At 67.9% G+C, this 23,641-nt stretch carries 21 protein-coding genes and 1 pseudogene; 10 read left to right on the top strand and 12 right to left on the bottom strand.

All coding sequences use genetic code 11. From position 1 onward, the window contains the following. Positions 1 to 8: 8 nt before the first annotated feature. From JWS14_RS25350 to JWS14_RS25310, 9 genes are all read right to left on the bottom strand, one after another. A complete protein-coding gene (locus JWS14_RS25350; protein ID WP_072938983.1) occupies positions 9 to 1,802 on the bottom strand; it encodes a nickel-dependent hydrogenase large subunit in 1,794 nt (597 codons plus the stop codon). Between the two features lie 57 nt (positions 1,803 to 1,859). Then, the gene (locus tag JWS14_RS25345) at positions 1,860 to 2,915 is read right to left on the bottom strand and encodes an NADH-quinone oxidoreductase subunit B family protein (RefSeq protein ID WP_072938985.1); all 1,056 of its coding nucleotides are present in this window, start codon (positions 2,913 to 2,915) and stop codon (positions 1,860 to 1,862) included. A 160-nt stretch (positions 2,916 to 3,075) separates the two neighbouring features. Beyond that, positions 3,076 to 3,870 carry a hydrogenase nickel incorporation protein HypB gene (hypB, locus tag JWS14_RS25340; RefSeq protein WP_206014686.1) on the bottom strand — a complete coding sequence of 265 codons (795 nt, stop codon included), beginning with the start codon at positions 3,868 to 3,870 and terminating at the stop codon, positions 3,076 to 3,078. 5 nt (positions 3,871 to 3,875) lie between these two features. Beyond that, a complete protein-coding gene (locus JWS14_RS25335; protein WP_072938989.1) occupies positions 3,876 to 4,205 on the bottom strand; it encodes a hydrogenase maturation nickel metallochaperone HypA/HybF in 330 nt (109 codons plus the stop codon). A 164-nt stretch (positions 4,206 to 4,369) separates the two neighbouring features. Beyond that, positions 4,370 to 6,043 carry a transposase gene (locus tag JWS14_RS25330; RefSeq protein ID WP_420855142.1) on the bottom strand — a complete coding sequence of 558 codons (1,674 nt, stop codon included), beginning with the start codon at positions 6,041 to 6,043 and terminating at the stop codon, positions 4,370 to 4,372. Positions 6,044 to 6,132: 89 nt separating this feature from the next. Further along, the gene (locus JWS14_RS25325; RefSeq protein ID WP_072938991.1) at positions 6,133 to 7,281 is read right to left on the bottom strand and encodes an acetyl-CoA C-acetyltransferase; all 1,149 of its coding nucleotides are present in this window, start codon (positions 7,279 to 7,281) and stop codon (positions 6,133 to 6,135) included. Positions 7,282 to 7,294: 13 nt separating this feature from the next. Continuing rightward, positions 7,295 to 7,906, bottom strand: coding sequence for a TetR/AcrR family transcriptional regulator (locus JWS14_RS25320; protein WP_206014684.1), 612 nt, complete (start codon positions 7,904 to 7,906; stop codon positions 7,295 to 7,297). A gap of 91 nt (positions 7,907 to 7,997) precedes the next feature. Then, positions 7,998 to 8,801 carry an SDR family oxidoreductase gene (locus JWS14_RS25315; protein WP_206014683.1) on the bottom strand — a complete coding sequence of 268 codons (804 nt, stop codon included), beginning with the start codon at positions 8,799 to 8,801 and terminating at the stop codon, positions 7,998 to 8,000. Further along, the gene (locus tag JWS14_RS25310; RefSeq protein WP_095863169.1) at positions 8,798 to 10,018 is read right to left on the bottom strand and encodes an acyl-CoA dehydrogenase family protein; all 1,221 of its coding nucleotides are present in this window, start codon (positions 10,016 to 10,018) and stop codon (positions 8,798 to 8,800) included. The genes JWS14_RS25315 and JWS14_RS25310 overlap by 4 nt, the downstream gene beginning before the upstream one ends. A gap of 48 nt (positions 10,019 to 10,066) precedes the next feature. On the opposite strand from JWS14_RS25310, the gene fadD3 reads away from it, so the two are divergent. Genes fadD3 through JWS14_RS25285 form a run of 5 tightly spaced genes read left to right on the top strand, consistent with a single transcriptional unit; the run spans position 10,067 to position 15,655 of the window. Continuing rightward, positions 10,067 to 11,614 (top strand): 3-[(3aS,4S,7aS)-7a-methyl-1,5-dioxo-octahydro-1H-inden-4-yl]propanoyl:CoA ligase, encoded by a 1,548-nt coding sequence (fadD3, locus tag JWS14_RS25305; protein ID WP_206014682.1) that lies wholly within the window; start codon positions 10,067 to 10,069, stop codon positions 11,612 to 11,614. Further along, a complete protein-coding gene (locus JWS14_RS25300) occupies positions 11,611 to 12,483 on the top strand; it encodes an enoyl-CoA hydratase (protein WP_206014681.1) in 873 nt (290 codons plus the stop codon). The genes fadD3 and JWS14_RS25300 overlap by 4 nt, the downstream gene beginning before the upstream one ends. Continuing rightward, on the top strand, positions 12,484 to 13,644 hold the full coding sequence (locus JWS14_RS25295) for an acyl-CoA dehydrogenase family protein (protein WP_072939003.1): 1,161 nt from the start codon (positions 12,484 to 12,486) through the stop codon (positions 13,642 to 13,644). Then, positions 13,641 to 14,609, top strand: a complete 969-nt coding sequence (locus tag JWS14_RS25290; RefSeq protein ID WP_206014680.1) for an acyl-CoA dehydrogenase family protein — start codon at positions 13,641 to 13,643, stop codon at positions 14,607 to 14,609. Before JWS14_RS25295 ends, JWS14_RS25290 begins: the two co-directional genes overlap by 4 nt. Then, entirely contained in the window at positions 14,606 to 15,655 is a 1,050-nt protein-coding gene (locus JWS14_RS25285) for an acyl-CoA dehydrogenase family protein (protein WP_206014679.1), read from the top strand. Before JWS14_RS25290 ends, JWS14_RS25285 begins: the two co-directional genes overlap by 4 nt. Positions 15,656 to 15,706: 51 nt before the next feature. On the opposite strand, the gene JWS14_RS25280 is transcribed toward JWS14_RS25285, so the two are convergent. After that, on the bottom strand, positions 15,707 to 16,519 hold the full coding sequence (locus JWS14_RS25280) for an HAD family hydrolase (protein WP_072939011.1): 813 nt from the start codon (positions 16,517 to 16,519) through the stop codon (positions 15,707 to 15,709). Positions 16,520 to 16,585: 66 nt separating this feature from the next. Between JWS14_RS25280 and JWS14_RS25275 the strand changes: the two genes are divergently transcribed. Further along, positions 16,586 to 17,467 (top strand): aldo/keto reductase, encoded by an 882-nt coding sequence (locus JWS14_RS25275; protein WP_206014678.1) that lies wholly within the window; start codon positions 16,586 to 16,588, stop codon positions 17,465 to 17,467. A 66-nt stretch (positions 17,468 to 17,533) separates the two neighbouring features. On the opposite strand, the gene JWS14_RS25270 is transcribed toward JWS14_RS25275, so the two are convergent. Beyond that, the gene (locus JWS14_RS25270; protein ID WP_206014677.1) at positions 17,534 to 18,709 is read right to left on the bottom strand and encodes a cytochrome P450; all 1,176 of its coding nucleotides are present in this window, start codon (positions 18,707 to 18,709) and stop codon (positions 17,534 to 17,536) included. Between the two features lie 141 nt (positions 18,710 to 18,850). Here JWS14_RS25270 and JWS14_RS25265 point away from each other — a divergent pair, with 141 nt between their 5' ends. From JWS14_RS25265 to JWS14_RS25255, 3 genes and pseudogenes are all read left to right on the top strand, one after another. Continuing rightward, complete coding sequence (locus tag JWS14_RS25265) at positions 18,851 to 19,702, top strand: SDR family oxidoreductase (RefSeq protein WP_206014676.1); 852 nt, start codon at positions 18,851 to 18,853, stop codon at positions 19,700 to 19,702. Next, positions 19,699 to 20,427, top strand: a complete 729-nt coding sequence (locus JWS14_RS25260) for an acetoacetate decarboxylase family protein (RefSeq protein WP_206014675.1) — start codon at positions 19,699 to 19,701, stop codon at positions 20,425 to 20,427. Before JWS14_RS25265 ends, JWS14_RS25260 begins: the two co-directional genes overlap by 4 nt. 196 nt (positions 20,428 to 20,623) lie before the next feature. Then, positions 20,624 to 21,079 (top strand): annotated as a pseudogene (locus tag JWS14_RS25255) (neutral/alkaline non-lysosomal ceramidase C-terminal domain-containing protein); the annotation flags it as partial. A gap of 38 nt (positions 21,080 to 21,117) precedes the next feature. Here JWS14_RS25255 and JWS14_RS25250 read toward each other — a convergent pair. After that, positions 21,118 to 22,005 (bottom strand): LysR family transcriptional regulator, encoded by an 888-nt coding sequence (locus JWS14_RS25250; RefSeq protein ID WP_206014674.1) that lies wholly within the window; start codon positions 22,003 to 22,005, stop codon positions 21,118 to 21,120. 110 nt (positions 22,006 to 22,115) lie between these two features. Between JWS14_RS25250 and JWS14_RS25245 the strand changes: the two genes are divergently transcribed. Further along, a complete protein-coding gene (locus tag JWS14_RS25245) occupies positions 22,116 to 23,597 on the top strand; it encodes an aldehyde dehydrogenase family protein (protein ID WP_206014673.1) in 1,482 nt (493 codons plus the stop codon). Positions 23,598 to 23,641 lie beyond the last annotated feature (44 nt).

Raw genomic sequence — 23,641 nt, 5'->3', positions numbered from 1 at the left:
GTACCCCGTCACTCGCCGGTCACGGACTGGGTGGGCGAATGCAGCTTCTCCAGCGTCTTTCCCTCACCGAGATACATGTGCACACCGCACGGCAGGCAGGGGTCGAAACTGCGGACGGTCCGCATGATGTCGATGCCCTTGAAGTGCTCCCGGTCGTTCTCCTCGAAGATCGGCTGGCCCTGCACCGCGTCCTCGTACGGCCCCGGTGTACCGAAGCTGTCGCGGGGGTTGGCGTTCCACGGCGTCGGCGGATACGGGTGATAGTTCGCGATCTTGCCGTCGCGAATCACCATGTGGTGCGACAGGACTCCGCGCACCGCCTCCGTGAAGCCGCAGCCGATCCCCTCGTCGGGGACGTCGAACTTCTCCCAGGTCTTCGTGTGCCCGGCCCGGATCTCGGCGAGCGCCTGCTCCGCGAAGTGCAGCGCGCACGCCGCCGCGTAGGCCTGGAAGTAGGTCCGCGCCCGGTCCCGCTCGATCGTGTTGCTGCCGTACTGCGGGATCTTCCATTCGAACTCGACCGGGCCCTTCAGCGCGGTCTTCGGCAGGTTGATCTTCACGCTGTGACCGGTCGACTGCACGTACCCGATGTCGACGAGGCCCGCGAGGGCGGTACTCCAGAGCCGGGCCAGTGGTCCGCCGCCGGTGTCCAGCGCGAGGTGGTCGGTGCCGTCGAACCACCGCGGCGACATCACCCAGCTGTACTTGTCCTCCATGTCGCGTTTCTGCGGGTGCGGGTTGGTGTGCTGGTTCCACGGATGCCTGCGGTCGACCTGGTTCCCGAGCGGATCGTTCCTCACGAACATCTCCTGGTCGGTCCAGTCGTCGTAATACGAACTGCCCAACAGGATTCGGATACCGAGGTTGATGTCGACGAGCGACGTCGTGACCAGTTTTCCGTCCACCACGACGCCGGGCGTCACGAACATCGCCCGACCCCACTTCTCCATGTCCTTGTAGGAGAAGTTGCACACCGCGGGATCCTGGAACGACCCCCAGCAGCCGAGGAGGGTCCGGCGCAGGCCGACCTTCTCGTAGCCGGGCATCGCCTCGTAGAAGAAGTCGAACAGGTCGTCGTGCATGGGGACGACCTTCTTCATGAACTCCACGTAGCGCATCAGACGCGTCGTGTAGTCGGTCATCAGCTGAATCGTCGCGACCGTTCCCACACCACCCGGGTACAGGGTGGACGGGTGCACGTGCCGACCCTCCATGAGACAGAACATCTCTCGGGTCCACCGGCTGACCTGCAACGCCTCCCGGTAGAACTCGCCGGTGAACGGGTTCAGCGACCGCATGATGTCGGCGATGGTCTTGTAGCCGTGCTCCCCGGCGTGCGGCGCCTCGGTCTTCTCGGCCTGCGCCAGCACCCCCGGATTCGTCTCGGAGACCATCTTCTCGCAGAAGTCCACACCGACGAGGTTCTCCTGAAAGATGTTGTGATCGAACATGTATTCCGCGGCCTCGCCGAGGTTGACGATCCACTCGCCGATGTTCGGGGGCTTCACACCGTAGGCCATGTTCTGGGTGTAGCACGAACACGTCGCGTGGTTGTCACCGCAGATGCCGCAGATCCGGCTCGTGATGAAGTGGGCGTCGCGGGGGTCCTTACCCTTCATGAAAATCGAATAGCCGCGGAAGATCGACGAAGTGCTGTGGCACTCTACGACTTCCTTCTGCTTGAAGTCGATCTTCGTATAGATGCCCAGGCTACCCACGATGCGCGTGATCGGATCCCACGCCATCTCGACCAGGCCGTCGGATTCCGACTTGTGCGAAGGTTCCGGAATGATCGTTGTCATCGACGTACCTCTCAGTGTTCGAGGCCGGCGGACCACCGCCCGAGACCCCGAGCGGGACTACCAGGTGCGTGTCGCGCCCGTGGTCAGTTTCGTACCGCGACTGCGCCAGTGCGGCTCTTTGTCCAACGTGTTCTTGGTGATCTTGCGCAAACTGCGAATGGCGGATCCGTACAGTCCGGACGCCGTGGTGGAGAGTTTGCCGCCCGGCGGTTCGTCCATGAACGGCATGAACTTGTCCGGGAAGCCCGGCATCGTGCACCCGATGCAGATACCACCCACATTCGGGCACCCACCCACACCGTTGATCCAGCCCCGCTTCGGGACGTTGCACTTGACGACAGGACCCCAGCACCCCAGCTTCACGATGCACTTCGGTGAGCCGTACTCGGTGGCGAAATCACCCTGCTCGTAGTAGCCGGCGCGGTCGCAGCCCTCGTGCACCGTGGCGCCGAACAGCCATTGCGGCCGCAGCGCGTCGTCGAGCGGAATCATGGGCGCCTGCTCGGTGGCCATGTAGAGGAGATACGTCAACGTCTCCGACAGATTGTCCGGCTGGATCGGGCAACCGGGAACGCAGACGATCGGAATGCCCGCCTTCGACTTCCAGTCCCAGCCGAGATAATCGGGAACACCCATCGCCCCGGTCGGGTTGCCCGCCATCGCGTGGATGCCGCCGTACGTCGCGCACGTGCCCGCCGCGACGATCGCCGTCGCCTTCGGAGCCAGACGATCGAGCCACTCACTCGTCGTCACCGGCTGACCGGTCTCGGGATTGTTGCCGAAGCCGCACCAGTAACCCTCGTCGTGAAGTTGCTCGTTCGGGATGGAACCCTCCACCACCAGCACGAAGGGTTCGAGTTCGCCGCGGTCCGCCTTCCAGAACCATTCCAGGAAGTCGTTGGCGCCGCCCTCCGGACCGTTGTCGAAGTCGATCAGCGGCCAGTGCACGGCCACTTTGGGCAGGCCCGGCAGGGCCCCCAGGGCAATCTCCTCGACACTGGGCTGCGTCGCAGCCGTCAAGGCCACCGAATCGCCGTCGCAACTGAGTCCCGCATTGATCCACAGCACGTGAATCAGGGTGTCCTCGGCGTTGATTGCTTCCTGTGTCGGCATATCAGGTCGCTTTCCGGAGTGAACACAACTCCTGTCGCCACCGGAGTCGACCGTCGGCCCACCTGCGTGGCGCTGATATTTATTTAGCTCCGCCGCCGAGCGGATGTCAACGGTCCCCGGCGCGTCGCGCCGCGTCGTCCGGCCCCGTCGTGTAGTGGCTTCATTGCTTCGCGATCCAGTCGTACCACTGCCGAATGCCCTGACCGGTCGTCGCCGACAATGTGATCATCTGCAGGTCCGGGTTTACCGACCGGGCGTACTTCGTGCAGAGGTCGACGTCGAAGTCCACGTACGGCAACAGGTCCGCCTTGTTCACGATCACCAGGTTCGCCGCCGCGAACATGTGCGGATACTTCAGCGGCTTGTCCGTCCCCTCGGTCACCGAGATCACCACCACCCGGCTCTTCTCACCGAGATCGAACAGTGCCGGACAGACGAGATTCCCCACGTTCTCGATGAACAGCAGCGAATTCGGCTCGGGGTCCAGGGCGGTCAGCGCGTCCCGCATCATCTCGGCGTCGAGATGACACCCGGCGCCCGTGTTCACCTGCACCACAGCACATCCCGTCGCCTTGATGCGGTTGGCGTCGAGCATCGTCTCCTGGTCGCCCTCCACCACCGAGACCCGACGCTGCCCACCGATGTCGGCGATGGTGCGTTCGAGCAGCGTCGTCTTCCCGGACCCGGGCGAACTCATCACGTTGAGGGCGAGTACCCCGCGCCCCGCCAGCCAGCCCCGGTTGCGCTCGGCCGTGAGGTCGTTCTTCGCCAGCACCTTCTGTTCGAGGGTGACCGTCTCGGTCGCGTGTTCGTGAGTGTGTGGGTGCTCGTCGTGGGGGTGTTCGTGGGTGTGCTCGTGTGCGTGGTCGTGCTCGTGTGCGTGGTCGTGGGGGTGCTCGTGGGGCACCGTGATCCTGGTCCCCGTCTCGTCTCCGCATCCACAGGTGGCACACATTTGCGTCAGCTCACTTCCATCGAGAGGATTCGTAGTTCCCGACCCGACGTGACCTCCACGTCCGCACTTCCGCACGGGCACAGCAACACCAGGTCCGTGAGCACGAAGTCGTCGCCGCATTCACGGCAGTGCGCACCGCCCGGCGTGTGGTCGATGTCGAGACGGGCACCGTGCGCGACGGTCCCTTCGGTGACCAGTTCGAAACAGAACTGCATCGAATCGGCGACCACCGCAGTCAGCGCCCCCACCTGCACCCGCACGCTGTGGACCGTCCGTCCCGCAGCGGTCTCGCAGACGGCGTCGACGACGCTCTGGGTGATTGCCAATTCGTGCATCACGGCCCCGTTCAGGACTCGTCACTATCCTGTTCGAGCGTAGCGCTTCGCACCCGTGAGTACTTGTTAACCGCCGGGGGGATGTTGCGGAATTGAGTGAGGGTGGTGTGGCCCTCTCGTGGCTTGTGGCGGGTGCCGGTGCGGGCGGGGGTGGCCCCGCCTGGTCAGGCGGTGGCCGGGAGGGTGTGTCCTGCGCTCAGGTGGGTGAGGATCTTGCCGATGTTGTGGACCGCGGCGTGGAAGGCCCATTCGCTGCGGGCCCGGTCGAGGCCGCGGCTGGTGAACCGGCGGAATCCGAGGTTGTGTTTGGCGTGCCCGAACACGGTTTCGGCGATGGGTGAGCGTTGGCGGTAGGTGGCGATGCCGGCCTCGGTGCGCAGTCGGTGGGTCATCGCTGCGATCGGATCGGCGTGTGGTGGTGGGGATCCGGTGACCGGGTTCTCGGCCGCCGCGGTTTCGAGGTCACGGGCTTTGCCGGTGGCGATCAACCGGTCCGGGCCCGGGGCGGTCAGATTCTCGCGGGAGCAGTAGCCGGCGTCGAAGAGCATCACCCCGATCAACTCCTCCGGAGCCGGAGCCGGAGCCGGAGCCGGGGCCGGAGCCGGGGCCGGAGCGGGGGCGGGGTTCGGGTTGGTGTGGCGGCGGGTGGTGTCGATCAGTTGCGCGGCCTTACCGGCCTTGTCGACCATCTCGGGGAAGTAGTCGTAGTCGGCGGGGCCGGTCCCGACCCCGGTGGCCAGGATCACCCCGTCCACGCTGGTGAAGGCCTGGCAGTTGTAGCCCTGCAGCCAGCCGCCGCCGCGTAGCGGCTGCAGCCGCGAGTCGGGGTCGGTGGTGTTGCGGCGACGCTGCCCGGCGGTGGCATCGCGTGCGGCCTGCTTGCGCAGGGCGGTGTCGAGTTCGGTGCGCCGCCGCCGGACCAGGTGGTGCTCGTCGACCGGTTTCGGGACGAACCCGCCCCGGGCCCCGGACGCGGTGCGCTCCTCGAATCGGTCGAGCACCGCCTGCTGGGCGGTGACCGCCGCGTCCAGCCGCCGGCGTGCGGCGGCGACCTCGGCCCCGACCGGGACCCGGCCCATCACCGTCTGGCCGGCGTCGAGCCGGGCCAGGTAGTGCCGTGACTTCCCGTCCCGCTCGGCCTGCTCGGCCCGCTTGTCCGCGTCGAGCTGCGCCAACGCCTCCGCGATCCGCGCCGACCGGGTGCCCGGATCGGCCAACTCCGCCGGCACCTGGCCCGGGCCCGGATCGTCCTCGCCGTAGAGGTCGTCCTCGGCATCATCGGTGGCCGCGTGCGCCGCCGCGGCGGCCGCGGCGATCCGCGCGGCCTCGGCGGCGGCGGCCTTGCGGAGCCCGGCCTCGGTGCGGTTGGCGTCCTTCGAGGCGTTCGAGGCGATCTTCACCCCGTCCAACGCGATCGTCTCGAGCCGCCCCAACCCCAGCGACGCCGCCAGGATCAGGACCTGCGTGAACAGGTCCTGACAGGCGGTGTGATTGTCCTTGCGGAACCGGGAGATCGTCACGTGGTCGGGGGTGTCACCGGCGCAGATCACCCGGTAGGACACCACCTCGGTGCAGGCCCGCTCGATCTGCCGGGAGGACCGCATCCCCCGCGACCACGCCCAGATCAGCAGGGTCACCAGCATGTCCGGGTCGTACCCGGCCCGGCCCGCGCCCCCGGTGCGACGAGAAGCGTGGAACGCCGAGGTGTCGAGGTGCTCGTCGACGATCTCGATCACCGTCCACACCGGATGCGTGGGCGGCACCCACTCCCGCATGTCCGGCGGCAACAGGAACTGCTGATCACGATTCACCGGTCGATATCCCTTGGCCACCAACACATTATCCAGGAACCCCAGGTCAGACCATGGTGACACGCGGACACCCCGACCCGGAATTTTGCAACAGCCCCCCGGCGGTTAAGAAGTACTCACAGGCGTTCGATGATGGTGACGTTCGCGGTGCCGCCGCCTTCGCAGATGGTCTGCAGACCGTAGCGGCCGCCGGTGCGTTCGAGTTCGTTGAGGAGCGTCGCCATCAGCTTGGTGCCGGTCGCGCCGAGTGGGTGGCCGAGGGCGATCGCGCCGCCGTTGACGTTGACCTTCGCCGGGTCGGCGCCGATCTCCGCGAGCCACGCGAGGACCACCGGCGCGAAGGCCTCGTTGATCTCGACCAGGTCGATGTCGTCGATGCTCAGGCCGGTCTTCTCCAGCGCGTAGCGGGTCGCGGGGATCGGCGCGCTGAGCATGAAGATCGGGTCGGCGCCGCGGGCGCTGAGGTGGTGGATGCGGGCGCGGGGCGTCAGGCCGTAACGCTCGACCGCTTCCGGTGAGGCCAGCAGCACCGCGCTCGCACCGTCGGAGATCTGGCTCGCGACCGCAGCCGTGAGACGTCCGCCGTCGGTGAGGGTCTTCAGGGCGGCCATCTTCTCGAGGCTGGTCTCGCGCGGACCCTCGTCCGTGGTGAAGTCGCCCACCGGCACGATCTCGCGGTCGAAGCGACCCTCGGCGATGGCGGTCCGCGCCCGCTCGTGGCTCTGCAGCGCCCAGCGTTCGAGTGCCTCGCGGCTGATGTCCCACTTGTCCGCGATCAGTTCGGCGCCGTGGAACTGCGACACCTCCTGGTCGCCGTAGCGTTCGGCCCAGCCCGTCGATCCGCCGAACGGGGTGTCGAATCCGTACTGCTGCCCGACCACCATCGCCGACGCGATCGGGATCTGGCTCATGTTCTGCACACCGCCCGCGACGATCAGGTCGGCGGTGCCGCTGAGGATCGCCTGCGCACCGAAGTGGACGGCCTGCTGGCTCGACCCGCACTGCCGGTCGACCGTGACCCCCGGGACCTCTTCCGGGTAGCCGGCGGCGAGCCACGCGGTGCGGGCGATGTTGCCTGCCTGTCCGCCGATCGCGTCGACACAACCGAAGACGACGTCGTCGACACCGGCCGGGTCGATGCCCGTGCGCTCGACGACGGCCTTGATGACGTGCGCACCCAGGTCGGCGGGATGCACGCCGGACAGGCCACCGTTCTTCTTGCCGATCGGGGTGCGAACGGCGTCGACGATGTAGGCCTCGGTCATGTGAAACTCCTAGTCAGTGTTGGGGACTCGCGAGTCCGTCCAGGACGATCGAGAGGTATTGCTTGGCCACGGTGTCGACCGTGACGGAACCGCCGGGCCGGTACCAGCGGACGGCGACCCAGGCGGTGTCGCGGAGGAAACGGAAGGCGAGTTCGACGTCGATGTCGGCCCGGAAGCTGCCGTCCTTCACCCCCGCCTCGAGCACACCCATCCATAGGTCGCGGAATTCGGTGTTCAGTTCGGACAGGTACGTGAAGCGCTCGTTGGCGACGAGATGCTTCACCTCGTCCTGGTAGATCGCGACCGCCGAATGCGACGCGTCGATCGCCTCGTAGGACGTGGTGACCAGCGCTTCGAGGGTCGCGCGACTGTCGAGTCCGGATGCGACGATCTCGCGGTACTTGCCGAACAGGTCGTCGAGGAAGCCCCGTAGGATTTCGTCGACCATCGACTCCTTGGAGTCGAAGTGGTGGTACAGGCTGCCCGACAGGATGCCTGCGGCGTCGGCGATGTCGCGCACGGTGGTGGCCCGCAGGCCGCGTTCGGCGAAGAGGGTGGCCGCGATGTCGAGGAGTTCGGCCCTGCGTCCGGTCTTGCCGGTCGTGTCGTCGGGGGGTGGAGTCATCGTCACATCCTATCAACCAAGCGCTTGCTAGGGCCTCCGGCCCCGTGCGCCTTTCTGGTTGTCGGAGCTACCAAAAAGGCGCACGGGGCGGCTACGCCCTCTGCGACGAGATCGACACGACCTCGCCGGTGAGGTAGGTGGTGTAGTCGCTGGCCAGCATGGCGATGGTGGCGGCGATTTCCCACACCTCAGCGGCGCGGCCGAAGGCCTCGTCGGATGCCAGTTTGTCGAGGAGTTCCTCGCTGGTGACCTTGGCGAGGAAGGCGTGCCGCGCGATGGACGGTGCGACGGCGTTGATCCGGACCCCGTATTCGGCGGCCTCGATCGCGCTGCACCGAGTGAGGGCCATGACGCCGGCCTTCGCCGCCGCGTAGTGGGCCTGCGAGTGCTGCGCGCGCCAGCCGAGGACGGACGCGTTGTTGACGAGCACTCCGTTGTGCTCGACGCCCTTGAAGTAGCGCAGCGCCGCGCGGGTGGCGCGGAACGTGCCGTTCAGGGTGATGTCGAGGACGCGGTCCCACTCCTCGTCGGTCATGTCGACGAGCGGCGTCTCACCGCCGAGTCCGGCGTTGTTGACGAGGACGTCGATCCGGCCGAGGGCGTCGGCCGCCCCGGAAATCAGGGCGTCCACCTGTTCGGTGCTCGACACGTCGCACGTCAGCGCCTCGACTACCTGCCCGGGAAATTCGGCGGCCAGTTTCTCCTTCGTCTCGGTGAGGCGGCGTTCGTGCCAGTCCGACACCAGGACGTCGGCGCCCTCGAGCAGGGCACGATGCGCGGACGCGTAGCCGATGCCGGTGCCCGCGGCGGCGGTGACGACGACCTTCTTTCCTTTCAGCAGGTCGTGGCCCGGCGTCTCGACGGGTGCGGTGGCGAGCGGTGCGGGTTTTGTCACGGTCGTGCCTCTCGGGGGAGTCCGAGCACGCGCTCGGAGATGATGTTGCGCTGGATCTCGTTGGATCCGCCATAGATGGTGTCGGCTCGGGTGAACAGGAACAGCCGCTGCCATTCGCCGAGTTCGAGATGTTCGGGATCGGTGATGTCGGACGTCGGGTCGACGGGGGCGAGGAGCGACGACGCACCCTGCACCTCCATCGCCAGCTGTCCGAGGTCGCGGTGCCAGTTGGCCCACAGCAGTTTCGCGACGGACGCCTCGGGCCCGGACGTTCCGGCGTCGACGGCCTCGAGGGTCCGCAGGGCGTGGGCGCGCATCACGCGCAGCCCCACCCAGGCGCGGGCGATCTTCTCGCGAATGTTCGGGTCGGACGCTGCGCCGGTGGTTTTCGCGAGGTCGACGACGCCCTGCAGTTCGCGGGCGAATCCGATCTGCTGCCCGAGCGTGGACACGCCGCGTTCGAAGGTGAGCAGCCCCATCGCGACCCGCCAGCCGTCGCCGGGTTCCCCGACCACCAGATCGGCGTCGGTGACGGCGTCGTCGAAGAACACCTCGTTGAACTCGGACGTGCCGGTGAGTTGCTGGATGGGCCGGACGGTGACGCCGGGCTGGTCCAGAGGCACGAGCAGGAAGCTCAGCCCCTGGTGCCGCTTCGACCCGGGTTCCGTGCGGCACAGCACGAACGCCCACTGCGCGACGTGCGCGAGCGACGTCCACACCTTCTGGCCGTTGATCACCCACTTGTCGCCGTCGAGTCGTGCGGTGGTCGCGACGTTGGCGAGGTCGGAGCCGGCACCGGGCTCGGAGTAGCCCTGCGCCCACAGTTCGGTGACGGTGTTGATCCCCGGCAGGAAGCGTCGTTTCTGCTCCTCGGTGCCGAACGCGATGAGCGTCGGTCCGAGCAATTCCTCGCCGACGTGACTGACGCGTGCCGGTGCCCCTGCCTTCGCGTATTCCTCGTGGAACACGACCTGCTGAGCCAGCGTCGCTCCGCGCCCGCCGTATTCCTTCGGCCAGCCGAGGCACGTCCATCCGGCGGCCGCCAGGTGCCGGTCCCAGGCGAGCCGTTCCTCGAAGAACTCGTGCTCGCTACCGGGGCCGCCCTTGCCCTTCAGCCGGGCGAAGTCGCCGGTCAGATTGTTTTTCAGCCACGTTCTGACGCTCTCGGCGAAGTCGTCGTCGGTGATCAGCCCGTCCGGGCTCTCGCTCTGGTCCACGTCTGTAAGATAACCTACCAAGCACTTGCTAGGTAGGTAGGGAGCCCAGTGACCGAACATCCGAGAACCATCCCGTCCGCCGTCATCCACGCCGCGCGTGCATACGGCGAGCTTCCGGCGGTGTCCGACGGCGACGTCCGTCTGACCTTCACACAACTGCACGACCGTGTCCGCGATTTCGCCGCCGCACTCTGCTCGCAGGACGTGCGGCCCGGCGACCACGTCGCGGTGTGGTCGCCCAACACGTATCACTGGGTGGTCGCCGCGCTCGGCATCCACTACGCCGGCGCGACGCTCGTCCCGATCAACACCCGGTACACCGCACCGGAGACCCTCGACATCCTCGAGCGCACCAAGACGACCGCACTCGTCGTCGCGGGCAACTTCCTCGGCACCGACCGGTACGCGTCGCTGCGCGACGAGTCGAGCACCCTCGACCTGCCGACGGTCGTCCGCGTGCCCGTCGACGGCGGCGACGCCCCGACCCCGGGTGTCGTCGACTTCGACGACTTCCTCGCCCTCGCCGACGAGGACACCCGCGCCGAGGCCGACGTCCGCGCGGCCGCCGTCTCCCCCGACGACGTCTCCGATGTCATGTTCACGTCGGGCACCACGGGCCGGAGCAAGGGGGTGATGAGCGCGCACCGGCAGTCGGTGGGCATCGCCCGGGCGTGGGGTGAGTGCGCGGAGGTGACGTCGGACGACAACTACCTCATCATCAACCCGTTCTTCCACACCTTCGGCTACAAGGCCGGGTTCCTGGTGTGCCTGCTGAACGGGGTCACCGTCGTGCCGATGGCCGTGTTCGACGTCCCCAAGGTGATGGCGACCGTGCACGACGAGCAGATCACGGTGCTGCCCGGCGCCCCCACGATCTTCCAGTCGATCCTCGACCACCCCGACCGCCCGAAGTACGACCTGTCCAGCCTGCGGGTCGCGATCACGGGCGCGGCCGCGGTGCCCGTCGCCCTGGTGGAACGCATGCAGTCGGAACTCAGCTTCGACGCCGTCCTCACCGCCTACGGCCAGACCGAGGCCGTGGTGGTCACGATGTGCCGGACCGACGACGACCCGGTGACCGTCTCGACCACGTCCGGTCGCGCGATCCCCGGGATGGAGGTCCGGATCGGCGATCACGGCGAGATCCTGGTGCGCGGCGAGAACGTGATGCTCGGTTACCTCGACGACCCGGAGGCCACCGCCAAGACCATCGACGCGGACGGCTGGCTGCACACCGGCGATGTCGGCACCCTCGACGACCGCGGATACGTCGACATCACCGACCGTCTCAAGGACATGTACATCTCCGGCGGGTTCAACGTGTATCCCGCTGAGGTGGAGAACGCCCTTGCCAGGCTCGACGGTGTCGCGGAGTCTGCCGTCATCGGTGTTTCCGACCAGCGGATGGGCGAGGTCGGGCGCGCGTTCGTCGTGGCGAAGGCGGGTACCGCGCTCGCCGAGGCCGACGTGATCGCGTTCTGCAAGGAGCGCCTCGCCAACTTCAAGGTGCCCCGCTCGGTGCGCTTCGTCGACTCCCTCCCCCGGAACCCCTCCGGGAAGGTCATGAAAAACGTTCTGCGTGAGGAGAAGAAATGACGGTTCCGGACGAGGGTGACGTCGTCACCTACGACGTGCGCGACGGTGTCGCATTCGTGACGCTCAACCGCCCCGATTACCGCAACGCCCAGAACTCGGTGATGACGTACGCGCTCGACGCCGCGTTCGAGCGGGCCGTCGAGGACGACGACGTGAAGGTGATCGTCCTCGCAGGCAACGGCAAGCACTTCAGCGCCGGGCACGACATCGGCACCCCGGGCCGCGACCATCACGTCCATTACGACAACAAGGCCGTGATGTGGTGGGACCACGTCGACAAGCCCGGCGGCGACCAGCGCTACGCCCGCGAGATGGAGGTGTATCTCGGGATGTGCCGTCGCTGGCGCGAGATCCCGAAGCCGACTGTCGCGATGATCCAGGGCGCCTGCATCGCCGGCGGTCTGATGCTGGCGTGGGTGTGCGACCTGATCGTCGCGTCGGACGACGCCTTCTTCTCCGATCCGGTCGTACGTATGGGCATCCCCGGAGTCGAGTACTTCGCGCACCCGTGGATGCTCGGACCGCGGTTTGCGAAGGAAATCCTCTTCACCGGCGACCGGTTCACCGCGCAGCGCGCGTACGAGGTGGGCATGGTCAACCGCGTCGTGCCGCGCGAGGACCTCGAGACGGAGACCCTGGCGATCGCCGGCCGCATCGCCGCGATGCCCCGGTTCGGTCTCGCGCTCACCAAGAAGGCCGTCAACCAGTGCGAAGACCAGATGGGCATGCGGAACGGCATGGACTCCGTCTTCGGCCTCCACCACTTCGCGCATGCGCACAACGCGGAGATCGACACCGATCCGCTCGGCGGCATGGACGCCAAGTCGATGGCCGCCAGCGCCCGCAACTCGAACGAAGGAGCCAAGTAAGTGGATCTCGAGTTCGACGACGCCACCGTCGCCTTCCGCGAGGAGGTGCGAACCTTTCTGCGCGACAACGTTCCCGCCGAGCCGCTACCGTCGATGGACACCGCGGAGGGTTTCGAGGCGCACCGCGCGTGGGAACGCACTCTCGCCGACGCCCGGCTGTCCGTGGTGTCGTGGCCGGAGGAACTGGGCGGACGCGACGCGTCGCTGCTGGAATGGGTGGTGTTCGAGGAGGAGTACTACCGCTCCGGTGCACCCGGACGCGTCAGCCAGAACGGCATCTTCCTGCTCGCCCCGACGCTGTTCGAGCACGCGAACGCCGAACAGCTGGCGCGCATCATGCCGCGGATGGCCCGCGCCGACGACATCTGGGCGCAGGCCTGGTCGGAACCGGAGTCGGGCAGTGATCTCGCGTCGCTCCGTTCCACGGCCCGCCGCGTCGACGGCGGCTGGGTGCTGAACGGGCAGAAGACGTGGAGTTCGCGCGCGAGTTTCGCGGACTGGGGTTTCGGGCTGTTCCGGTCCGACCCGGACGCCCAGCGGCACAAGGGCATCACGTACTTCATGTTCGACCTGCGGTCGCAGGGTGTCACCGTCCGCCCGATCGATCAGCTGGACGGCGAACCCGGGTTCGCGGAAATCTTCCTCGAGGACGTCTTCGTTCCGGACGACCCCGCGAACCCCGGCGAGTCAGGAGTGATCGGCGGTGTGAACGAGGGCTGGCGGGTCGCGATGAGCACCGCGTCCAACGAGCGCGGACTGTCGCTGCGCAGCCCGGGACGGTTCCTTGCCACGGTGGACCGGCTGGTCGCGCTGTTCGAGACCTCCGGACGCACCGACGACACCGCGCTGCGCGACCGGGTCGCCGACGCCTGGATCGGTGCCCGCGCGTACCAGCTGAACACGTTCGGCACCGTCACCCGGCTCGCGGACGGCGGCCAACTCGGGGCCGAGTCGTCGATCAACAAGGTGTTCTGGTCGGAGTGGGACATCACCACGCACGAGACTGCGCTCGAGCTGCAGGGCGCCTCGGCGGAGCTCGCCGACAACTGGACGGACGGCTACCTGTTCTCCCTGTCCGGCCCGATCTACGCCGGCACCAACGAGATTCAGAAGAACGTGATCGCCGAGCGCCTGCTCGGCCTACCGAAGGCGGATCGATGAGATTCACACTCGACTCCTCCCATCAGGACTTCGCGTCCAGCATCGACGCACTGCTGTCGAAGGCCGACATGCCGGCGGTGATCCGGTCGTGGAACACCGGCGACACAGGCCCGGGTCTGAAGGTGTGGCAGCGCCTCGCCGAGACGGGCGTGAACGGATTGCTGGTGTCCGAGGAACACGACGGTCTCGGCGCCGACGCCGTCGACCTCGTGGTGGCCGTCGAACAACTCGGACGCCACGCCGTTCCCGGCCCGGTGGCCGAGACCGTTGCTGTCGCGCCGGCGCTGCTCGCGCAGGCGGACCCGGACCGGTTGTCGGCGTTGGCTTCCGGTTTGCTCGCCACGGTTGCCGCGGCGCCGCATGTACCGTTCGCGGTGGACGCGGACTCGGCCGATCTGGTCCTGCTCGTCGACGGCACGACGCTGAACCTCGGACAGGCCGGGGCGGTGCAGAACTCGGTGGACCAGTCGCGACGGTTGTTCCCGCTGACCGCCGGCGAGACCCTCGGTGGCGTGGACTTCGGGCAGGCATTCGACCTCGGCGCACTCGCGACCGCGGCGCAACTGCAGGGACTCGGCCAGACCCTGCTCGACGTCACCACCGACTACGCCAAGCAGCGCAAGCAGTTCGGCAAGCCGATCGGACAGTTCCAGGCCATCAAGCATCACCTGGCGGAAGTGGCTGTCGGGCTGGAGATGTCGCGGCCGCTTCTGCACGGTGCGGCGCTGGCCGTGCGGGACGGGTCCGTCGACAGTTCCCGGGACGTCTCGGCGGCGAAGGTGGCGTGCGGGGATGCCGCGTACCGGGCCGCGCGGGCGGCGCTGCAGGTACACGGCGCCATCGGCTACACCCAGGAGCACGATCTGTCGCTGTGGCTCACCAAGGTCCGGGCACTGGTCACCGCCTGGGGCACGCCGGCGTTCCACCGCGGTCGTGTCGTCGACTCGCTGGTGGAGGCATCATGAGTTTCGACAACGAGGAACGCGCCGCGCTCCGGTCGTCGGTCCGGGACCTGCTCGGCAAGCACTCCGACTCCGCCGCCGTCCGCCGGGCGATCACCACCGGGCACGGCTACGACGACACCCTGTGGTCCAGATTGTGCGAGCAGATCGGTGTCGCCGCCCTCGCCGTCCCGGAGAAGTACGACGGCGTCGGGGCGTCGATGCTGGAAGTTCATGTGGTGCAAGAAGAACTGGGCCGCACGCTGACGCCGTCGCCGATGCTCGGCAGCGCCGTGCTGGCCGCGCAGGCGCTGGTGTTGTCGGGGGACGACGACGCGTGCGCCCGGCTGCTCCCCGGCATCGCGGCGGGTTCGGTGGCCGCGCTGTGCTGGGCGGGTACGGACGGCTGGTCTGGTTTCGGGGTCACCGCGTCGGGCGAGACGCTGTCGGGCACGGCGTCGTACGTCCTCGGCGGTGACGTAGCGGACGTGCTGCTGGTCCTCACATCCGAAGGCATGTTCGAGGTCGACCCGGCGGCGGACGGCGTCACCCGGCGTCGGGTGCCGGCGATGGACCCGACGCGCGCGCTGTCGGAGGTCGTGTTCGACGGCGTCGCGGCGCGTAGGCTCGTCTCCCCCACCGACCTCGTCGACCAGTTGCGCACCGTCGCGCTGGTCGCGCTGTCGGCGGAACAGGTCGGCGCGGCGTCCGCGGCGCTGGAACTGACGGTCGAATATGCGAAGTCGCGCAAGCAGTTCGGGCGCGCCATCGGATCCTTCCAGGCACTGAAACACCGCATGGCCGACATGTACGCGCTCGTCGAGACGGCCCGGTCGATGTCGTACGCGGCGGCGCTGTCGGGGACGCACGGCGATGCCGTCGTCGCGAAGGTGTACTGCTCGGAGGCCCTTCAGAACGTCGCGGCCGAGGCCATCCAGCTGCACGGCGGCATCGCCATCACCTGGGAGCACGACGCGCAGTTGTACTTCAAACGCGCGCACGGGAGCGCACAGCTCTTCGGGCAGCCGCGCGACTACCTCGCCGAGCTCGCTACCGCCGCCGGACTCTAGGCGGCTCCGCCACCCGTGCGTGGTTGACGAGTCTCTGCACTCGTTAACCACTCACGGGCGCAGCCCCTCCAGGTAGCTGGCGACCCCGTCCTCGTCGTTGCTGGGCAGGACGTGGTCGGCGAGGGCGAGAACTTCGGGCAGCGCGTTGGACGGGCACAGCGCCGTGCCCGCCCATGTCAGCATCGGGACGTCGTTGATGGCGTCCCCGGCGACGGCGACCTCGTCCGTCGAGATCCCGTCGACGGCGCACAGTTCGGCGAGCGCACTCGCCTTGGACACACCGGACGCCGCCATCTCGACGTACGGCGCACCGGAGTGCGTCAGTTCGACGCCGTCGACGCCGGCGGCCACCGCCGCGCGGTACAGGTCCGCGCTGGGAACCTCGGGGTGCCGGGCGACGATCTTCACCATCGGCTCGTCGATATCGGGCAGCAGTTCCGACAGCATCATCTCGTGCGGATGCCGGTGGTGGTCGGCGAACTCGCACAGTGCCGCGTACGCCGGTTCGGCGACGAAGCGCGTCGGGCCGATGTTCGCGAACACCACACCGGGCATCAGCGTCCGCACCCGGTCCATTGCCGCGGCGGCCGACGCCATCGCGATGGTCGTCGTCGCCGTGATCACCGGGGTCCCGTCGGCCAGGTCGAGGACGACAGCACCGTTCGCGCAGATCGCCTTGCCGCGGAATCCGCACGACTGCGCGAGTTCGTGCACCGAATGCCGGGCACGGGCCGTCGCCCACACCACTTCGACCCCCGACCGTCGCGCATCCTCCATCGCCTGCGCGGTGCGCGGGGAGATCGTGCGGTCCGATCGCAGCAGGGTGCCGTCGAGGTCCGTCGCCAATAGCCGAATTCGGGTCACCTCCGCATGATGCCAGGCGGCGCATGTACCCCTCACGACCCCATCGCAGTCGATAGCCTGGACAGCATGAGTCCTCGAGTACCCAGCATCGTGCTGAATTCCGGAACCATCGTCCCCCAGCTCGGCTTGGGGGTCTGGCAGGCCGACAACGACGAGACCGAACACGCCGTCGGATTCGCCCTGGACGAGGCGGGCTACCGGCACATCGACACGGCCGCCGCGTACGGCAACGAGGAGGGAGTCGGCCGCGGCATCGCGAACTCAGGCGTCGCCCGCGAGGACATCTTCCTCACCACCAAGTTGTGGAACTCGGACCAGGGCTACGAGCCGGCGCTGAAGGCGTTCGAAGCCAGCCTCGGACGCCTCGGCGTCGACTACGTCGACCTGTACCTGGTCCATTGGCCGCTGCAGGACGACGACCGCATCCTCCGCACGTGGGATGCGCTGGAGAAGATCGCCGAGTCCGGTCGCGCGAAGGCGATCGGTGTGTGCAATTTCGAACCGCGCCACCTGCAGTTGCTCATCGACCGGGGCGGCGTCGTTCCCGCGGTCGACCAGGTGGAGTTGCACCCGCATCTGGCTCAGCAGGAGATCCGGACGTACGCCGTCGAGCACGGCATCGCCGTCGAATCGTGGAGCCCGCTCGGCGGCACCAGCAACTCGGGCTGGGGCGACGACTCGAAGCCGAACATCCTGCTCACCGATCCGATCATCACCCGTATCGGCGACCGCCACAGTAAGAGCCCCGCCCAGGTGCTGATCCGCTGGCATCTGCAGAGCGGGCTGATCGTCATCCCCAAGTCGGTCCACGAGTCGCGGATCCGCGAGAACATCGACGTGTTCGATTTCGAACTCAGCGAGCAGGACCTCAGCGAGATCGAGACGATGGACGACGGCGCCCGCGTCGGCGCGCACCCAGACGAGTTGAACATCGACGCCCCGGAATAGGCGCTTCGCGCCCGTGCGCGGTTAGCGAGTCCAGAGACTCCTCAACCACTCACGGGCGCGAAGCGCCTACAGCTTGACCGGCATCTCCTCGAGCCCGGACACGAAGTTGGCAGGACGACGCCGCAGCGGGGTGTCGTCGACGAGCATCATGTCGGGTAGCCGCGACAGCAGTTGCTCGAACATGATCTTCGCTTCGAGCCGGGCGAGTTGGTTGCCGAGGCAAAAGTGGGTGCCGAAGCCGAATGCGACGTGCGGGTTCGGGGACCGTCCGATGTCGAACACGTCGGGGTTGTGGAATACCGCCTCGTCGAAGTTGGCGGATTCGAACAGCAGCATCATCTTCTCGCCCTCGCGGAGGGCGGTTCCGAAGAAGTCGACGTCGCGGGTGACGGTGCGGCACATGTTCTTGATCGGCGACGACCAGCGCAGCATCTCCTCGACCGCCGTCGGGATGCCGTCGGGGTCGTTCACGAGACGCGCCTGCTGTTCGGGGTGGCGCAGCAGTTGTTCCATGCCGCCGCTCAGGACGTGCCGGGTGGTCTCGTCGCCGCCGATGAGGATCAGCAGGGTTTCGCCGACGATGTCCGCGTCGCTCAGCCGGTGCCCGCCGATCTCGCTGTGCACGAGGATGCTGGTGAGGTCGTCCGTCGGGTTCTGCCGCCGTTCCTCGATGGTGCGGAGCGTGAATTCGTTGAACGCGAGGTAGGCGTTGGCCTGTGCCTGCAGTCCTTCCGGGGTGGCGTTGCTGCCGAGCGCATTCATCAGGTCGTCGGACCACTGCAGGAACAGGTCGCGTTCCTGGGGGCGCACGCCGAGCATGTCGCCGACGACGGCCATGGGCAGCGGCGCCGCCAGATCGCGCACGAAGTCCACTTCCTCCTTGTCGCACGCGGCGTCGATAAGGTGGTCGCAGATCTCGCGGATCCGGCCGACCTTCGCCTCCACCTGTTTGCGGGTGAAGCCGGCATTGACGAGTCGGCGATGCTGCAGGTGCTGGGGGTCGTCCATATCGATCATCTGGGGCAGCGGGCCCACCCCGGGCCGGATTCCGCCCGCGTTCGAGAACAACTCCGGATCGCGTTCGGCGGCCAGGACGGCCTCGTACGACGCGGCGCCGAGAATGCCGCCTGCCCGGTACACCGGTTCGTGGGCGCGCATCCAGGCGTATGCCTGCCGGGGGTCGCCGAGTTCGCCCGAGTAGAACCGTCCGTCGATGAGATCGAATTCCGGCCTGTCCGTCATCGAGACGCTCCTCCGCATTGAATCCCGCCGTTCGTGCCCCGATAATAGAACGTGTTCCTACTATGACGCGGAGGTATAGCGGCAGTTTTCACAGATCCACGGCTCGAGAATTGACACGAGTTCTATTACCTGGAGGTGTGCGTGGTTACCAACGACGGCAGCAGCGGGCTCGCGAAGACGTCCGTGCTCGTCACCGGCGGCGGCAGTGGCATCGGACTGGGCATCGCCACCGCACTGGCCGCCGAGGGCGTCCACGTCACGATCTGCGGTCGGAACGAGGAGAAGCTGGCACGCGCGGCGGAGCAGATCAGCGCCGACAACCCGACGGGGACGGTCGACGCGGTGACCGCCGACGTCACGAACGAGGACGACGTCGTCCGCGCGGTCACGAAGGCGTGCGAGCGCACCGGGCAACTCGACGGCGTCGTCACCTGCGCGGGCGGCAACGAGACGGTGGGGCCCGTGACCCAACTCGACGTCGACGCCTGGCGCAGAACCGTCGATCTCAATGTCACCGGCACGATGCTGACGATCAAGCATTCCGCCCGGGCACTGGTCGCCGGGGGCGGCGGTTCCATCGTCACCATCTCCTCGATCGCGAGCAGCAACACCCACCGCTGGTTCGGCGCGTACGGCCCGTCGAAGGCGGGCGTCGACAACCTGACGCGACTCGCCGCCGACGAACTCGGGGCCAGCAACGTCCGCGTCAACTGCATCCGCCCCGGACTCACCCGCACCGACCTCGTCGCGCTCATCACCGACGGCGGACCCGTCCTGGACGACTACCTGGCCAACACCCCGATCTCGCGGGTCGGCGAGGTCACCGACATCGCCGCGCTCGCCAAGTTCCTCCTCGGCCCCTACTCCACCTGGATCACGGGTCAGATCATCAACGTCGACGGCGGGCAGATGCTGCGGCGCGGCCCCGACTTCGGGTCGATGTTCGAGCCCATGTTCGGCGCCGACGGTCTGCGCGGGGTGGTCGCGCCGTGACGTCGCATCAGGTTCTGGGCAGGCAGGTCGACATGCCCGTGGAGATCCGGGCGGCGTCGGCGTTCACGGCGATGTATTCGGTGCCGACCGCCGCGGCCCAGTCGCTGATCGAGTACACCGGATTGGAGATCCTGCAGTTCCGGCCCGGGCGCGGTGTGTGCGTGCTGGTGTTCGTCGACTACGTGGACGGCGACCTCGGCCCGTACAACGAATTCGGGGTGTCGTTCCTCGTCCGCGACCACCGGGCCGCCGGGACCTCGGTCCCGCAGGATTTGAAGGCGCTGGCCCGGGGCCGGGCCGGGGCGCTGATCCACCACCTGCCGGTCGACGGTGACTTCACCCTGGCCGCCGGCCGCGGCATTTGGGGCTTCCCGAAGGTCCTCGCCCATTTCGACGTCGACCATTCCGGTTCCGTCAAACGCGGATCGGTGAGTCAGGGCGGCCGGCTGATCGCCCAGCTGAGTGTCAAACAGGGCATTCCGGTGCCGGGTTCGGGCGCGAGTACGTCGCTCGCCGCCTATTCGCACCTCGACGGACTCACCCGGTTCACCACCTGGGACATGAGCCCGACCGGCGTCCGCTCCCGGCCGGGAGGCGCGGAACTGAAACTGGGCAGCCATCCGATCGCCGACGAACTGCGGTCGCTGGGACTTCCGAAGCGGGCGCTCCTCACGTCGTCGATTCCCGAACTGAAGATGACGTTCGGGGACGCAGAGCCCGTCTGACCCACAGGTGAGTGGCAAAGTGTGCCCCGGCACGCTTTGTCGCTCACGTGGGGTTGCCGCCGAAAGGACGACCGGTAGTGCAGATCACACGACGCAGCGTGCTCGTGGGCGCGGCCCTGACTCCGGCGAATTCCTGGTCGGCGTCGGCATTTCCGACGCCACCGGGCCGGTCGCCGACGTCGGGATGATGGGCTACTCCGGCAGCGACGTCCCGCGCGGCCCGGCGCCCCGCGACCTGTCGCAGTTCCAGCCGTATTTCGGTCCCGGCGTCGACCACGACGAGCCACCCGCCGGCCGCGCCTTCGGCGACACACTCACCCAGCCGGCCGCGAAAACAGCTCCGGGCCAACAGGTCACCGTCGAGTTCGTCACCGGACACCCGCGCAACAACCCGCGCCGTGGGGGAACGTTCTTCGATATCCAGCGCCTGAGCGGAGACCACTGGCTCCGGCACGCCGACGACGGCGACTGGTCGACCAAGTACCACTGGACACGCACCGGGCCCCACCGGTCGGTCGCGCGCATCACGTGGGACGTTCCGGCCGGAACGCCCGCAGGCCGATACCGAGTGCAGCACTACGGCGACAGCCGGAACGCGGCGGGAGCGGTCACCTCGTTCACCGGGACATCGAACGACTTCGACGTCGAGTAGCCGCCCCGACGACCCCGGACCCCCGACAGCCCTGGACGCTAGGACAGGTCCAGCGCGGTCGCCACGTCGAGGAAGTGCCGGATCGCCGGGATCTGTTGCCGGTCGGCGCGATACGCGACCGACACCGTCGACACCGCCTGCGCGTCGGAGAGTGCGACGTACCGCAGGTCCGGGAGGTGCAGGGCCCGGAGGCTGGCCGGAACGATGGTGACGCCGGTGTTCGCCGCCACCAACCCGAGGAGGGTGGGAAACTGGACGGCCTCCTGCGCGGCCTCCAGCCGGAAACCCGCGTGATGGCACAGGGCGGCGATGTGGTCGTACAGTCGTGACACCTGGCCGCGCGGAAACGTGAGGAACCGTTCGTCGCGCAATTCCACGAGCCGCACCGACTCCCGGGCGGAGAAGGGGTGCGACGAGTGCATCGCCACCAGCAGAGGCTCGCGGGTCAGCGGCCGGACCACGATGCCGTCCGCGCGGTCGACTTCGCGGACCAGCCCGATGTCGAGGATGCCGTCCGCGATCGCCGACAGCTGGCGGTCGGTCGTCGACTCGGACAGTTCCACCTGAACTCCGGGCCACTCCTTCTGCAGGGCCAGCATGGTCGCGGGGACGATCCGCAGTGCCGCGGAACTGACGAAACCGATGCGGAGCAGCCCCACCTCCCCGTGGGCGACCTGTTCCACCGCGGCGAGCGCGTGATCGGCTTCCGCGAGGACACGCCTGCCCTCGTCCAGGAGTACCCGACCCGCGTCGGTGAGCTCGACGCGTCGCGTCGTCCGCTCGAACAGGGTGGTGCGCAGTTCTTTCTCGAACTTGCTGATCTGCTGACTGAGCGCGGGCTGCGCGATGTGCAGGCGTTCCGCGGCGCGCCTGAAGTTCATCTCCTCGGCCACCGTGACGAAGTATCGAAGCTGCCGCAGTTCCACCCGATTGATACTTGCAACTTATCAGTCGGTTGACAATAGGTACTTCTGCACGGTGGTCGCCGGGCCTAGCGTTGAGGGCACCGAATTACCAGCCCTTCGAGGAGTCAGCAGTGGAGCACCATCTCACCGCACCAGACACGGACACCCGTCTCCGCCACCTGATCGGCGGCGAGTGGGTGGACGGCGACGGTCCGGTCGCAGCGACGACGAACCCGGCCGACGAGACGGTCGTCGCGGAATACCATCCGGCCGACAGCCGGCTCCTCGACGCGGCGGTGGCTGCCGCGGTGTCGGCACGCCGCGAGTGGGACGACCGCGGAATCATCGCACGCGGACTCGTCCTCCGCCGGGCGGCCGAGATCCTCGCCGAGCGTGCCGACGCGGTCGCGGAACTCATGACCCGGGAGCAGGGCAAGACGCTCCCCGAATCGCGGGCCGAGGTGGGAGCCACCGTCGAGACCCTGCACTACCACGCGGCGCAGGCGCGCAACGCCGACGGCGCCACGTTCCCCTCCTCGCATCCCGAGGAGGTGATCCGCACGGTCCGCCGACCGCTCGGCGTGGTCGCCGCGATCACCCCGTGGAACTTCCCGCTGCAGATTCCGGCGTGGAAGCTCGCGCCGGCGCTGCTGTGGGGCAACACGGTGGTCTGGAAACCCGCCAGCGACACGGTCGCGGTCGCGGCAGTCTTCGCCGAAGTCCTTGCCGCAGCGGGTGTTCCGGCGGGTGTCCTCAACATGATCCTGGGCCCGGGGACGATCGGCGCCGAACTGGTGGCGCGGGAGGAGATCTCGGGAGTCACCTTCACCGGATCGGTTCCGGTGGGCAGGTCGATCCAGGCCGCCGCGGTGCCGCGCGGCGCGAAGGTGCAGATGGAACTCGGCGGGCACAACGCGGCAATCGTGCTCCCCGACGTCGATCCTAGGGAAGCAGCGGCGGTCCTGATCGCCGGGGCGATGGGTAGCAGTGGCCAGAAATGCACGGCGACGCGGAGGATCATCGCCGTCGGCGACGCTTATGACGACCTCGTGCCCGAACTCGTCGCACGGGTCGAGCAATTGGTCGTCGGCGACGGGCTTGCCCCGGAGTCGCAGATCGGCCCGCTCGTCTCCGCCCGCGCGGCAAAGGAAGTGACTGCCGCGATCGACCAGGCGCTGTCCGAGGGCGCGGAACTGCTGGGGTCTGCACCACTCCCCAAGTCGGGTGCGGCCTTCGTGGCCCCGACACTGCTCGCCGGCACGCCGGCGCTGACCATCAGCCGGGACGAGGTGTTCGGTCCGGTCACCCTCGTCCTGCGTGCGCGCCACCTCGACGAGGCCATCGCCCTCGCGAACGCGACGTCGTTCGGTCTCACCGCCGCGGTTTTCACGTGCGACGAGCGGGCCGTCCGCCGCTGCATCCGGGACCTCGACGCCGGCCTGATCAAGGTCAACGCACCCAACACCGGGTCCGAACTGCACGCTCCCTTCGGCGGACTCAAGGATTCGTCGTTCCCCGCTCCCCGAGAGCAGAATGCGGCGACGAGCGCCGAGTTCTTCACCTGGAGCAAGATCGCTTACTCCCGCACCGGAACACCGAGGAGCGAGGCATGAGACCGACCGAACTGCTGCGGCGGACGCAGACATCCGCCCGGTCA

Source organism: Rhodococcus koreensis, from assembly GCF_017068375.1.
Taxonomy (GTDB): Bacteria; Actinomycetota; Actinomycetes; order Mycobacteriales; family Mycobacteriaceae; genus Rhodococcus_F; species Rhodococcus_F koreensis.
The sequence above is the reverse complement of the archived record's forward strand: the minus strand, read 5'-3'. Positions and strand labels throughout refer to the sequence as shown.